The following is a 12,633-nucleotide window of genomic DNA, read 5'->3' as shown; positions in this document are numbered from 1 at the left end:
GAAATAAGGAAGGCCTCGCTTTGCGAGGCCTTTTTTTCGTTAGGCTGTTGAAGTCTAAGGAAAAGGCTTGTAAAGTGCGCCCCGCAGTCAGTCACCCGCAGCATCTCAGCTCACTGAGCTGAAATCTGAAATAAGTTGCAAATCATTAACTTGAAAGCGATTTAGGGGGTTGACAGAGGTGTTCTAGGTTGTAGAATAGCGCGCCTCAGACACACGAACGCAGCGATGCGAACGGAAGTCTAAGAGCTGTAAGTTTCACCGTTGTAAATTGAAATATGTAGTTCCGTGATAGCTCAGTCGGTAGAGCAAATGACTGTTAATCATTGGGTCCCAGGTTCGAGTCCTGGTCACGGAGCCAATTTCAAACCGGGGTATAGCGCAGTCCGGTAGCGCGCCTGCTTTGGGAGCAGGATGTCAGGAGTTCGAATCCCCTTACCCCGACCATTTTTGGGTCGTTAGCTCAGTTGGTAGAGCAGTTGGCTTTTAACCAATTGGTCGTAGGTTCGAATCCCACACGACCCACCATTTTTGAAACCAGGTAACACTGGGATCGAATCTTAAGATCAGAGGCCAAAAGCGCTGATCGAAGAAGGCGATCTTTGAAAGGTCGCCTTTTTTTTACCGGGGTATAGCGCAGTCCGGTAGCGCGCCTGCTTTGGGAGCAGGATGTCAGGAGTTCGAATCCCCTTACCCCGACCATATTAAAAATCCTCGTATCGAAAGATACGGGGATTTTTTTTGTCCTCGCGAAAGACAATTCCCTTCAAGTCATCGTACAACTTGCCGATAGCCCGCTAACGAGAGGGGACTGCCGCTGTTCGCCCCTTCAATCTGGCCAATACAAGAATAAGGGCGTCCGTCATGTTGCTTCGTCAGTTGAATATTGCTCCACGTGCCGCACTGGGTTTTGCCCTGATCGCGGTACTGGTGGCGTTGCTTGGGGTATTTGCCTTGGGGCAGATGTCGAGCATCCGTGACAGTGAAGTTGCGGTAGAGAGCCAGTGGCTGCCGAGTATTCGCGGCGGCGACGAGATTCGTGAGTTGATGCTGCGGATCCGCACGATTTCCCTGCGCATGGCACTTGATCAGGATCCGAAGAACATCGCGACTTACCGCAGCCAGATGGACACCCGCGACAAAGAGCTGAGCGAGAAGATCGCCGCCTACGACAAACTGGTCACCACGCCGGAAGGCCAGCAGCTCTATGACCAGTTCAAAAAAACCTTTGCCGCATATCGCACCGGCATCGCGCAATCCTTCACCCTGGCCGATCAAGGCCAGCGTGACGCACTGACCAAACTGCTGCTGATTGATATGAAAACCGTGGTCGACGGCTCCGGCAAGCAGCTCAATGACCTGGCAGATCTGTTCGCCAAACAGGTTGCTGCGGAGAGCCAGAAATCCGCTGACCACTACCAGACCTCACGCACCATCGTCAGTCTGTTCATCGCGCTGGCGGCGCTGGCCACGGTGGCGCTGGCCATGTTGCTCACCCGCAGCATCATTCGTCCGTTGAGCACGGCCGTCAGCGCTGCCGAAAGTGTGGCCCAAGGCGACCTGACCCGACCGATCGAAACCCACGGTAACGATGAAGTCAGCCGTTTGCTCAAGGCGCTGGCAACCATGCAGCAGAACCTGCGGGAAACGCTGCAAGGCATCAGCGGTTCGGCCACGCAACTGGCGACCGCTGCCGATGAGCTCAACGCGGTGACGCTCGACAGCACACAAGGCCTGCAGCAGCAGAACAACGAAATCGAACAGGCCGCCACGGCGGTCAATGAAATGACTACGGCGGTTGAAGAAGTCGCGCGCAACGCGGTGTCGACGTCCGATGCCACCCGCCAATCCAGTGAGTCGGCGCAACTGGGGCAGGCGCGGGTCAGTGACACCGCGTCGGCCATCAATGCGCTGGCCAGCGACGTGCAGCACACCGGCGAGTTGGTGCAATCGCTGGCCAACCAGTCACAGGACATCGGCAAAGTGCTGGATGTCATCCGTGCGATTGCCGAGCAGACCAACCTGCTTGCGCTCAACGCGGCCATTGAGGCAGCCCGCGCAGGGGAGAGCGGACGCGGTTTTGCGGTGGTTGCCGATGAGGTGCGGGCGCTGGCCTATCGCACTCAGCAATCGACGCAGGAGATCGAGCAGATGGTGCAGGGCATGCGCACCGGTTCAAGCCTGGCGCTGGATTCGATGCAGGCCAGCGCTGCGCGGGCCACGACCACGCTGGCGTTGGCCGAGCGCGCCGGGGAGGCGCTGGAAACCATCACCGCGTCAGTGCATGAGATTCATGAGCGCAATCTGGTGATCGCCAGTGCGGCGGAGGAGCAGGCGCAAGTTGCGCGGGAAGTGGATCGTAATCTGGTGAATATTCGCGACCTGTCGGTGCGTTCGGCAGCGGGAGCCGATCAGACCAGCGCGTCGAGTCACCAACTGTCGCAACTGGCCAACGCGCTGCAAGGCATGGTACGGCGCTTCCAGCTCTGATGTGCAGAGATCGATTGCTGGATTTTTGAGCTGCGCAAAACAATGTGGGAGCGGGCTTGCTCGCGAAAAGCTGTGTATCAGTCGACATGAATGTTGAATGACACAACCTCTTCGCTAGCAAGCCCGCTCCCACAGTTTTAGATCAATGCAGCTTCAAGCGTGGCTCGGTGCCGCGACCGATCTTGCTGCCCAGCATCAGCATCGCCGTGCGGAACGGTCCGTACAGTGCCATCTGGTGCATGCGGTACAGCGACACGTAGAACATCCGCGCCAGCCAGCCCTCCAGCATCACACTGCCGGTCAGGTTACCCATCAAATTACCCACAGCCGAAAAACGCGACAGCGAAATCAGCGAGCCGTAGTCGGTGTACTTGTACTCCGGCAGGGTTTTGCCCTCGATACGCAGCTTCAGCGACTTGGCCAGCAACGAAGCCTGTTGGTGCGCGGCTTGCGCACGCGGCGGCACGTTGCGATCCGAACCCGGTTGCGGGCAGGCGGCGCAGTCACCGAAGGCGAAAATGTTTTCGTCGCGGGTGGTCTGCAACGTCGGCAGCACTTGCAGTTGATTGATACGGTTGGTTTCCAGACCGTCGATGTCCTTGAGGAAACCCGGCGCGCGAATCCCGGCAGCCCAGACTTTCAGGCTGGCCTTGATCACGTTGCCATCGGCGGTGATCAGGCTGTCGGCGGTCACTTCGCTGACCGAAGCGTTGGTCATCACGTTGACCCCGAGTTTCTCCAGAGTCTTGTGCACCGGGCTGCTGATGCGCTCCGGCAGGGCTGGCAACACCCGTGGGCCGGCTTCGATCAGGGTGATGTGCATGTTCTCCGGTTTGATCCGGTCGAGGCCGTAAGCGGCCAGTTCATGTGCGGCGTTGTGCAGTTCTGCCGCCAGCTCGACGCCTGTGGCGCCGGCACCAACGATCGCCACGCTGATCTGTTCGATCACATCGGTCTGCCCGGCATGCGCGCGCAGGTAGTGGTTGAGCAACTGCTGGTGGAAGCGTTCGGCCTGTTTGCGGGTGTCGAGGAACAGGCAGTGCTGCGCTGCGCCCTGGGTGCCGAAATCGTTGGTGGTGCTGCCGACGCTGATCACCAGCGTGTCGTAGGCCACTTCACGCGCAGGAACCAGTTCCACGCCGTTTTCGTCGTAGGTGGCCGCCAGCTGGATTTTCTTCTGCGCGCGATCGAGCCCGCTCATGCGTCCCAGCTGGAACTCGAAGTGGTTCCATTTCGCCTGGGCAACATAGTTGAGTTCATCCTCGGAAGAGTTCAGCGATCCGGCGGCCACTTCGTGCAGCAGGGGCTTCCAGATGTGCGTGAGGTTCGCGTCGACCAGCATCACACTGGCCGTGCCGCGCTTGCCCAGAGTCTTACCCAGACGGGTAGCCAACTCCAGACCGCCGGCGCCGCCGCCGACAATAACAATACGATGGGACATAGGGATCACTCGCAAGGTTTTTAAAGGAAATCGGTGCAATTACCTTCGCGAGCGCAATGCTGCTCATAGCGTCAGGTAACTGATAAGTCGGCTCAGCAGGCCCAGACCAATGGTCACTGCCAGCACCAGCACCAGGAGCATCCACGGCCGAAAAGGCCGGCGCTCGACACGGTGTTGGGACAGTTGCAGGTACTCTTCGACATGCTTTTGGTCTTCGGGGTTCAGGCGGCTGGTCATAAAGGCCTCGTCAGGTAGACGTTGCTGAATGTGCAGAAGCTACAGCGGTTTTCAACCGGGGTTGAACGCAGCATAGCCGCTGTCCGGAACCGGTTCGACAGACACACCGTCGTCGAGGCGAATGATCCCGCTTTGTAACACCCGCGCGGTTATTCCGCCATGCCCGCGCACCGCTTGAAAGGTGCCGGGACCGAGGTTGTTTTGCAGGCGCGCGCAGGGCTGGCACCAACCGGTGGTCTCAAATATGGCCTGACCGATGCGAAAGCGCCGACCCTTCAGACTAAACAGGTTGATGCCGCTGATCACCAGATTGCGCCGCAGGTCTTCAGGCCGCACGGGTTGATCTTCAGGCCGGCCCATCAACGCGCTGATGACCGCCAGGTGTTCGAACTGAATCAACGTTACTTGCCGCGCGTTGCGCACGCCGGGGCGGGCGTGGTCACCGGTCAATCCGGCTTCGAGCCGTGCCTCGACGGCGTCGAGCTCGATCATCGGGCCGCGAGACTCGGGGCGCACGCCGATCCAGCGTACGCGGCCAGTCTGCGGGACGTCGGCAATCAACTGCTGCAGCGGCGTCACAGGCTGATCCCGACATCGAAGACGATACTGCGACCGAGGTTGCTGCGCAGAAAGTCCGGCGCATCGGGATGGGCGAACAGCACCCGGGCGAAGGTCGGGCCGACCAGCGACAGCGAGCGCCAACCCTGACGCAGATACTCGGTCGGCGGTGGAAAATGGCTGTTGAGGTCCAGCACTTCGCGCTTGAGGCTGGCGAAGGCGATGATGTCCAGTTCGCCCAGATCCATGCCGCGTTCCTTGTAGTTGTGCGCTTTTTTGCGCAAGGTCGGCGCCAGTCGCAGTAAGAATTCATTGGCCGGGATCCGCCGTGGCTTGGCTTCACGACGCACCAACTGGCTGAGGGAAAACGCACTGCGGCGGCGTTGCAGTTCATCGCGCCATTCGTCGTTGAGCCGGCGGCCTTCATCGAGAACGAAGAACACTTCGAAATTGGCATCGCGAAACAGCACGTCCGGCGGCTCGCCGGCGGGGGCGAACTCATCGGCGCGGTAAGGGATGTTCAAGCCTTGCAGCAGGCGCTGGCAGACCCAACGCTCACGCTCCCATTTGCGGGCATTGGACAGGAACGCGTTGGCTTGCTCGGCCGCAATGGTCAGCAGGCGTAAGTAATCTGAGTCATCCATAGGCCAAGCTTAGCGTTCAAATGCGACAAGCAGAAAGCTTTGCATCGGCTGATGCCCGGAAGAGGGCGGTGTAGACTCCGATGAAGGAATCAAACCCATGGAGAAGGTAAGGGATTCATGATCGGTGCAGAACTGCTGTCGTCGACGAGCCTGACACTCGGCTGGCTGATTTACCTGCCGGTGCTGTTGTGGGCGATCTGTCGTGCGCCGTGGGTCGAGTTGTTCACTGACAGTCGCCGCCAGCATCTGCTGTTCGGCACGGTGTTCGCCTTGTTTCTGCTGTGGATGGTGCGCAGGGATTTCGACACCGGGGTTTCTTATCACTTCATCGGCATGACCGCCGTGACGTTGCTGCTCGACTGGCCGCTGGCGATCATCGGCGGGCTGGTGGCGCAGCTCGGGCTGGTGTTGCTCGGGCGCCAGGATCTGGCGGCGGTCGGGGTCAACGGTACGTTGCTGATCCTGTTGCCGGTGTTGATCACCGAGTGTGTGGCGATCCTCGTCGAGCGCGCCCAGCCGCGTAATCCGTTTGTGTACATCTTCTGTTCCGGGTTCTTTGCCGCAGCGTTGTCCGCATTGCTGTGTCTGACGCTGAGTCTGGGCCTGCTGTGGTACGACGGTCTGTTCGCCATGCCGGAATGGCTGGAAGACTTCATCGGCTACCTGTGGCTGCTGATTTTCCCCGAAGCCTTTATCAACGGCATGGTGATCAGCGCGCTGGTGGTGTTCAGCCCCGAGTGGCTGGAAACCTTCAACCGCACCCGCTACCTTTCGGCGCCGTGGAAGGACGACGATCCCAAGTCTTGATCCACATCAAATCCGTCATCCACGCGGCATTTCATGCTCGGCCAAATTCCTTCAGGAGCAGCGGCATGAGTGTTTACGAGTGGGCGAGGCAGGAGACGCGGCAGAGTCTGGACATGGCGCTGGAGGTGGGCTTCGATCCGGGCCTGAGTTTGCGCGCCTTGCTCAGCGCGGTGGTGCAACAGAGCAAGACGGTGCGCAACGCCGAAGACCTGGCCGACGAGTTGCGCTTTCTCGCGGAAAACCTCGACGACGATCAGGACTACGGCTTCATGCGGCCCTGATCGCGATCAGTGACGCGGGTCGAAATCGCCGGAGAACATTTCGTCTTCGGCATCCGGGGCGACCGGAATCTTGTGCTCTTCGGACGCCCAGGCGCCGAGGTCGATCAGCTTGCAGCGATCGGAGCAGAACGGGCGGAATTTGTTCTCGGGGGTAAATTCCACGGGGGCGCCGCAGGTTGGGCATTCGACGGTGGTAGGGCTCATGACTGGCCTCCGGATAAAGTCAGGTAAAAGTGATGCAGGCGCTCGACTTCGCTGTGCAACCAGGCGAGGTCGCGGTCGTTGACCACCACATCATCGGCACGGCTCACGCGGTCTTCACGGCTTGACTGGGCCTTGAGGATCGCTTGGACCTGCTGTTCGCTGGTCTGGTCACGCTGCAAGGTGCGTTCGATCTGCAGTTGTTGCGGGGCATCGATCACCAGAATTCTTTGAGTCATCACGTACTGCCCGGATTCGATCAGCAACGGTGAAACTAGAATCGCGTAAGGCGATTTTGCCAGCGCCAGATGGTGAGCGATTTCCTCGGCGATCAACGGATGCAGCAGGGCTTCGAGCCAGCGGCGTTCTTCAGGCACTTCAAAGATCAACTTGCGCAGGGCCGCACGGTCCAGCGTGCCATCGGCTTGCAGGACGCCGGGACCGAAGTGTTCAGCAATCTTCGCCAGTGCCGGACGCCCCGGCTCGACCACCCAGCGCGCTGCGTGATCGGCGTCGACCACATGGATCCCGAGATCGATGAAGTGCTGGGCCGCGGCGCTTTTGCCGCTGCCGATGCCGCCGGTCAGGCCGAGAATCCAGGTTTTTTCCACAGGGGTATTCATTTCAAACCGACAAACTGCCAATAGAAGTCGGTTATTTGACCACCCCAGAGCAAGGCAATCCAGCCGGCAATTGCCAGATACGGGCCGAAGGGCATCGGCGTCGAGGTTTTCTGCTCACGCAGACGCAGTAGAACCACCCCGACAATCGCCCCCACCAGCGATGACAGCAGGATCGTCAGCGGCAGAATCTGCCAGCCGCCCCAGGCCCCGAGCAGCGCCAGCAGCTTGAAATCGCCGTGGCCGATGCCGTCCTTGCCGGTCAGCAGCTTGAACAGCCAGAACACCGACCACAGCGCCATGTAACCGGCCACCGCACCCCACAACGCCGCGTGCAGCGAGACGAACAGCCCGAAACTGTTGACGATCAGCCCCAGCCACAACAATGGCAACACCAGCACATCGGGCAGCAGTTGATGTTCGGTGTCGATCAGGCTCATGGCCAGCAGGCCCCAGGTGAGGACGATCAACAGACCGGCCGGCCAGCCGAAACCCAAATGCCAGGCAACGAATGCCGAAAGCAGGCCGCAGGCCAGTTCGGTCAGGGGATAACGTTTGCTGATGGGCGCGGCACACGCCGAACAGCGTCCGCGCAGCACCAGGTAACTGAGCAGCGGAATGTTTTCCCAAGCCCGAATCCGGTGGCCGCAGTGTGGGCACTGGGAGTGCGGCAGCATCAGGTTGTAGGTCGGCAGTGGTGTTTCGCTCGGCAGGCCGAGGACGTCCTGCGCCTGCTGGCGCCAATCGCGCTCGAGCATTTTCGGCAGGCGCCAGACCAGTACATTGAGAAAACTGCCGACCACCAGACCCAGCAGCAGGGCGGTGCACACAAAGGCCAGCGGATACAGACTGAAGAGTTCGTCGATAGGCATGTCAGATCGCTGAGCCAAGCTGGAAGATCGGCAGGTACATGGCCACGACCAGCCCGCCGACGATGACCCCGAGCACCACCATGACGAACGGCTCCATCAGGCTGGTGAGGTTGTCGACCATGTTATCCACTTCCTCTTCATAAAAACCGGCGACCTTGTCGAGCATGTCATCCAGCGCGCCCGATTCCTCACCGATGGCGGTCATCTGCACCGCCATGTTGGGGAAGACTCCGGTGCTGCGCATGGAAAAATTCAGCTGCATGCCGGTGGCGACGTCCTGGCGGATACGCAGCACGGCACGTTTGAACACCACGTTGCCCGTGGCGCCTGCCACCGAATCCAGTGCCTCCACCAGCGGTACGCCAGCGGCAAAGGTAGTCGACAGAGTGCGGGCGAATCGCGCCACTGCCGATTTGTACATCAGCGTGCCCACCAGCGGCAGCTTCAGCAGCCAGGTGTCCTTGCGGTCGCGCAATGCCTGGGATTTCTTCAGCGCATGGCGGATGCCGAACACCGCCGCGATCAGCGCACCAAGCACCGCCCACCACCATTGCTGCATGAACTCCGAGATACTGATCACCATCAGGGTGAAGGCCGGCAATTCAGCGCCGAAGCCGGAAAATACCGACTGAAACTGCGGCACCACTTTTACCAGCAGAATCCCGGTAACGACCATAGCCACCAGCACCACGGCGCTGGGGTAGGTCAGGGCTTTCTTGATCTTGGCCTTGAGCGCTTCGCTTTTTTCCTTATAGGTCGCGACCCGCTCAAGCAACGTATCGAGGGCGCCGGATTGCTCGCCGGCATCCACCAGGTTGCAATACAGTTCATCGAAATACTGCGGCTTCTTGCGCAGTGCGGCGGCGAAGCTGTTGCCGGCCGCTACCTCTTGCTTCACCTCGTCTACCAGTTTGCGCATCGCCGGGTTGTCGAAGCCTTCGCCAATGATGTCGAACGACTGCAACAGCGGTACGCCGGCTTTCATCATGGTTGCCATCTGCCGGGTGAACAGGGCGATGTCCTGCGCTTTGATGCGTTTGCCGAGGTTGAGCAAAGAGGTGGATTTCTTCCGTACCTTGCCCGGGTTGATCCCCTGCTTGCGCAACTGGGCCTTGATCAGCGCGGGGTTCTGCCCGCTCAACTCGCCCGTGACTTTGCTGCCTTTGCGATCCGTGCCTTCCCAGGCGTAGATGCTGATTTTCGCTGCCTTGACCGCCATGTTCAGTCCTTGGTGACCCGGTTGATTTCTTCCAGGCTGGTGATGCCTTGCATGGCCTTGCGCAGGCCGGAGGTGCGCAGGTCGTCGAAGCCGTCGCGACGCATCTGGCTGTCGATCTCCAGCGAGTTGCCTTCGGCCATGATCAGCCGTTGCAGATCAGGGGTGTTTTTCACCACTTCGTAAATCCCCACGCGTCCCTTGTAGCCGCCGTTGCACAGGTCGCAACCGACCGGCTCATAGATCGTGAAACTGCCGATCTGTTCCGGCGGGAAACCTTCCTTGATCAGCGTTTCGCGGGGGATCTCGATCGGTTTCTTGCAGTGGCTGCACAGCTTGCGCGCCAGGCGCTGGGCAATGATCAGACTGACCGAGGTGGCGATGTTGAACCCGGGGATGCCCATGTTGTGCAGGCGGGTCAGAGTCTCAGCGGCACTGTTGGTGTGCAGCGTGGACAGCACCAGGTGGCCGGTCTGCGCCGCCTTGATCGCGATTTCGGCGGTTTCCAGATCGCGGATTTCCCCGACCATGATCACGTCCGGATCCTGACGCAGAAACGAACGCAGAGCCTGAGCAAAATCCAGCCCCTGTTTCGGATTGACGTTGACCTGGTTGATGCCTTCCATGTTGATTTCCACCGGGTCTTCGGCGGTGGAAATGTTGATGTCGACGGTGTTGAGAATATTCAGGCCGGTGTACAGCGATACGGTTTTCCCCGAACCCGTAGGCCCGGTAACCAGAATCATCCCTTGGGGCTGCTTGAGCGCGGCCATGTACAGTTCTTTCTGCGCCGGTTCGTAGCCCAATGCATCGATGCCGATCTGCGCGCTGGACGGATCGAGGATCCGGATCACCACTTTCTCTCCCCACAGGGTCGGCAAGGTGTTGACCCGGAAGTCGATCGACTTGGTCTTCGACAGGCGCATCTTGATCCGCCCGTCCTGAGGTTTGCGGCGTTCCGAGATGTCCAGGCTGGCCATGACTTTCAGGCGTGCGGCGATTCGCCCGGCCAACTGGATCGGCGGTTTGGCCACCTCACGCAGGATGCCGTCGGTGCGCACCCGTACCCTGAAGTTTTTTTCGTAGGGTTCGAAGTGCAAGTCCGACGAGCCACTCTTGATCGCGTCGAGCAGCATCTTGTGCACGAAGCGCACAACCGGCGCGTCGTCGGCGTCGAGGCCGCCAATGGCGTCCTGGCGGCTGTCGTCGACGGACTCGACATCCACGCCGTCGAGATCGACGTCGGCCATTTCTTCGAGGCCGCTGGCGTGGGTGTCGAAGAATTTCTCGATGGCCTCGGTGAGCTTGTCGTCCTCCACCAGAATGGCTTCGGTGCTCAGCCCGGTGCTGAACTGGATGTCATTGATCGCCTGATGATTGCTCGGGTCGGAAATGCCCACGAACAGCTTGTTGCCACGGCGCCACAAGGGCAGGGCGTGATGCTGGCGCACCAGTTTTTCACTGACCAGGCCTTTGGGCTGGGTTTCCTTGTCCAGGCAATTGAGGTCCATGAAGGCCATGCCGAAATGCTCGGAAGCGATCTCGGCCACCTGTGAGCTCTTCACCAGTTTGTTCTGCACCAGGTAGCTGATCAGCGACAGCCGATTGCGCTGCGCCTGTTGCCAGGCCTGCTGGGCGCTTTTTTCCGTAAGCAGTTCGGCCTGCACCAATTGCTTGGCCAGACCGCTCAGAGCGATGTCATTCATGGGGATTCCGGATGCTGACAGTTCATGACTTATAGCCTAGTCAAGTGACAGCGCCAAACACGCCCGGTACAGGTGACAAAAAGTGTCAGATAGTGCGGTTACAGGTTGTAGGAAAGCGCGACACGGCACCTTTATGCCGAACGTGCGGGGTCTGCAAGCGGTTGGCACGGCCTATGCTGAGCCCTTTGCAGATCATGAGATTCCGACTCATGCATGGAGAGCCTGTCTATGAACAACCAAAAGGGTTTCACACTGATCGAGCTGCTGATCGTGGTGGCGATCATCGGGATTCTGGCGACGATTGCCCTGCCGCAATACTCAAAATACCAGGCGCGTTCGAAAGTGACGGCAGGTCTGGCCGAAATCAGTGCGCTGAAGGTGCCGTTCGAGGACACCATTAATCAAGGTACTGACCCTACGCTGACACTGGTGGCGGGGGGCGCTTCAGCCACTACCTCCAACTGCACGCTGGCGGCGTCGGGAACTGCCTCGACCGGTGCCGGCTCGATTACTTGCACATTGGTGAACGCGCCGGGACCGGTACTGGGCAAAACCATCACGCTTACTCGCTCGGGCGCTGCTACGGGTAATACCTCTGGTGTGTGGACCTGTGCCACGACAGTCAATCCCGACTACTCGCCAAAAGGCTGCACTGCCAGCGGCACTTGATGCGATGGTCTGAAGGAAAATGCCCCGCTTTGCGGGGCATTTTTTTGTGTTTTGGCACTGGAAAAAGCTTTAAGAATTTCAGCGTGTTAGGAACTTTCCGAAAAGCCGCAACTTGCATGTCGATAATGCACTTGTCATGCAAATTGCATGATTCCGAAAATTTGCTTAATTCGTAAATCATTGATTTAAAAGGATTTATTGTCTTTCGAAAAGTTGGCACAGCCTTCGCAATATACCCAGTAACCCTGCTGACAAGACAACCAGCAGACTTTCCAGAAAAACAGGAGTTACTCGTATGAAGAAGTTCGCTATCACTGCCGCTGCTGCTACCGCGCTGACCCTGACCATGGCTTCCGGTGCTTTCGCACAATCCACCCAGGCTACTCAGGCTCCAATGACTCTGGCTGCTGGTGAAATGACCAAGGCTAAAGAAGCTACTTCCGATACCTGGATCACTACCAAAGTCAAAAGCGACCTGGTAACCGAAAAAGGCATTCCTGGTACCGACATCAAAGTCGAAACCAACAAAGGTGTGGTTTCCCTGTCTTCTGACGTCGCTGTCACCGAAGCTCAGAAAACCACCGCTGTGAACATCACCAAGAAAATCAAAGGCGTCAAAGCGGTCTCCGCTGACGGCCTGAAAGCCGAGTAAGGCATGACTTCTCGCCTGGACCGGGAGAAGGCGCGACAGACGGGCCGAGCAATACGTCTGCCGCAACTTTAGAGTTCATGCGAACGGTCACACGGATGTGACCATTACAGGCCCCGGCACTTGTGTCGGGGCCTGTTCTATTTTCAGGTGATAAAAAACGAAATGTGGGAGCGGGCTTGCTCGCGAATGCGGTGTGTCAGCAGGCATATTCATTAACTGACCCACCGTATTCGCGAGCAAGC

14 protein-coding genes, 4 tRNA genes and 1 pseudogene are annotated in these 12,633 nt (G+C 59.0%); 10 read left to right on the top strand and 9 right to left on the bottom strand.

The window, feature by feature from the left end; genetic code table 11:
- Window positions 1-282 precede the first annotated feature (282 nt).
- The 6 genes and pseudogenes from LVD08_RS21635 (at window position 283) to LVD08_RS28295 (ending at window position 2,487) form a co-directional block, all read left to right on the top strand.
- A tRNA-Asn gene (locus tag LVD08_RS21635) sits at window positions 283-358 on the top strand.
- A gap of 9 nt (window positions 359-367) precedes the next feature.
- Window positions 368-444: transfer RNA gene (locus tag LVD08_RS21630), tRNA-Pro, on the top strand.
- A gap of 5 nt (window positions 445-449) precedes the next feature.
- Window positions 450-525 (top strand) — tRNA-Lys (locus tag LVD08_RS21625).
- A gap of 97 nt (window positions 526-622) precedes the next feature.
- Window positions 623-699, top strand: a tRNA-Pro gene (locus LVD08_RS21620).
- A gap of 162 nt (window positions 700-861) precedes the next feature.
- A pseudogene (locus tag LVD08_RS28300) lies at window positions 862-1,632 on the top strand (MCP four helix bundle domain-containing protein); the annotation flags it as partial.
- The gene (locus LVD08_RS28295; RefSeq protein WP_410477706.1) at window positions 1,624-2,487 is read left to right on the top strand and encodes a methyl-accepting chemotaxis protein; all 864 of its coding nucleotides are present in this window, start codon (window positions 1,624-1,626) and stop codon (window positions 2,485-2,487) included. The pseudogene LVD08_RS28300 and the gene LVD08_RS28295, both read left to right, overlap by 9 nt.
- A gap of 142 nt (window positions 2,488-2,629) precedes the next feature.
- On the opposite strand, the gene LVD08_RS21610 is transcribed toward LVD08_RS28295, so the two are convergent.
- The 4 genes from LVD08_RS21610 to LVD08_RS21595 form a co-directional block, all read right to left on the bottom strand.
- On the bottom strand, window positions 2,630-3,928 hold the full coding sequence (locus LVD08_RS21610) for an NAD(P)/FAD-dependent oxidoreductase (RefSeq protein WP_247269219.1): 1,299 nt from the start codon (window positions 3,926-3,928) through the stop codon (window positions 2,630-2,632).
- A 63-nt stretch (window positions 3,929-3,991) separates the two neighbouring features.
- Entirely contained in the window at window positions 3,992-4,165 is a 174-nt protein-coding gene (locus LVD08_RS21605; protein WP_003228304.1) for a DUF3094 family protein, read from the bottom strand.
- A 51-nt stretch (window positions 4,166-4,216) separates the two neighbouring features.
- Window positions 4,217-4,744, bottom strand: a complete 528-nt coding sequence (locus LVD08_RS21600) for an MOSC domain-containing protein (RefSeq protein ID WP_096795222.1) — start codon at window positions 4,742-4,744, stop codon at window positions 4,217-4,219.
- The gene (locus tag LVD08_RS21595; RefSeq protein ID WP_003228301.1) at window positions 4,741-5,367 is read right to left on the bottom strand and encodes a DUF1780 domain-containing protein; all 627 of its coding nucleotides are present in this window, start codon (window positions 5,365-5,367) and stop codon (window positions 4,741-4,743) included. The genes LVD08_RS21600 and LVD08_RS21595 overlap by 4 nt, the downstream gene beginning before the upstream one ends.
- A gap of 117 nt (window positions 5,368-5,484) precedes the next feature.
- Between LVD08_RS21595 and LVD08_RS21590 the strand changes: the two genes are divergently transcribed.
- Both LVD08_RS21590 and LVD08_RS21585 read left to right on the top strand, forming a co-directional pair.
- Window positions 5,485-6,174 carry an energy-coupling factor ABC transporter permease gene (locus tag LVD08_RS21590; protein ID WP_135296585.1) on the top strand — a complete coding sequence of 230 codons (690 nt, stop codon included), beginning with the start codon at window positions 5,485-5,487 and terminating at the stop codon, window positions 6,172-6,174.
- 65 nt (window positions 6,175-6,239) lie between these two features.
- Window positions 6,240-6,455, top strand: a complete 216-nt coding sequence (locus tag LVD08_RS21585; RefSeq protein ID WP_003228298.1) for a hypothetical protein — start codon at window positions 6,240-6,242, stop codon at window positions 6,453-6,455.
- 6 nt (window positions 6,456-6,461) lie between these two features.
- Here LVD08_RS21585 and yacG read toward each other — a convergent pair whose 3' ends face one another.
- The 5 genes from yacG to pilB are packed head-to-tail and all read right to left on the bottom strand — an operon-like array spanning window position 6,462 to window position 11,070.
- Window positions 6,462-6,659: a DNA gyrase inhibitor YacG gene (gene yacG, locus LVD08_RS21580; RefSeq protein ID WP_003228296.1), complete on the bottom strand. Its 198-nt coding sequence runs from the start codon at window positions 6,657-6,659 to the stop codon at window positions 6,462-6,464.
- Window positions 6,656-7,279 (bottom strand): dephospho-CoA kinase, encoded by a 624-nt coding sequence (gene coaE / locus LVD08_RS21575; protein WP_247269218.1) that lies wholly within the window; start codon window positions 7,277-7,279, stop codon window positions 6,656-6,658. Before coaE ends, yacG begins: the two co-directional genes overlap by 4 nt.
- Window positions 7,276-8,148, bottom strand: coding sequence for a prepilin peptidase (locus LVD08_RS21570; protein ID WP_096795219.1), 873 nt, complete (start codon window positions 8,146-8,148; stop codon window positions 7,276-7,278). Before LVD08_RS21570 ends, coaE begins: the two co-directional genes overlap by 4 nt.
- A gap of 1 nt (window position 8,149) precedes the next feature.
- Window positions 8,150-9,367: a type II secretion system F family protein gene (locus LVD08_RS21565; RefSeq protein WP_247269217.1), complete on the bottom strand. Its 1,218-nt coding sequence runs from the start codon at window positions 9,365-9,367 to the stop codon at window positions 8,150-8,152.
- 2 nt (window positions 9,368-9,369) lie between these two features.
- Window positions 9,370-11,070, bottom strand: coding sequence for a type IV-A pilus assembly ATPase PilB (pilB, locus tag LVD08_RS21560; protein ID WP_247269216.1), 1,701 nt, complete (start codon window positions 11,068-11,070; stop codon window positions 9,370-9,372).
- A gap of 228 nt (window positions 11,071-11,298) precedes the next feature.
- Between pilB and LVD08_RS21555 the strand changes: the two genes are divergently transcribed.
- Window positions 11,299-11,739, top strand: coding sequence for a pilin (locus tag LVD08_RS21555; RefSeq protein WP_247269215.1), 441 nt, complete (start codon window positions 11,299-11,301; stop codon window positions 11,737-11,739).
- 295 nt (window positions 11,740-12,034) lie between these two features.
- Window positions 12,035-12,391, top strand: coding sequence for a BON domain-containing protein (locus LVD08_RS21550; RefSeq protein ID WP_007963876.1), 357 nt, complete (start codon window positions 12,035-12,037; stop codon window positions 12,389-12,391).
- Window positions 12,392-12,633 lie beyond the last annotated feature (242 nt).

Origin of the sequence: Pseudomonas sp. YL2 (assembly GCF_023063025.1) — a bacterium.
Lineage (GTDB): Bacteria > Pseudomonadota > Gammaproteobacteria > Pseudomonadales > Pseudomonadaceae > Aquipseudomonas > Aquipseudomonas putida_A.
Note: the sequence above shows the minus strand (reverse complement) of the source record. Positions and strands in the feature narration are given on the sequence as shown.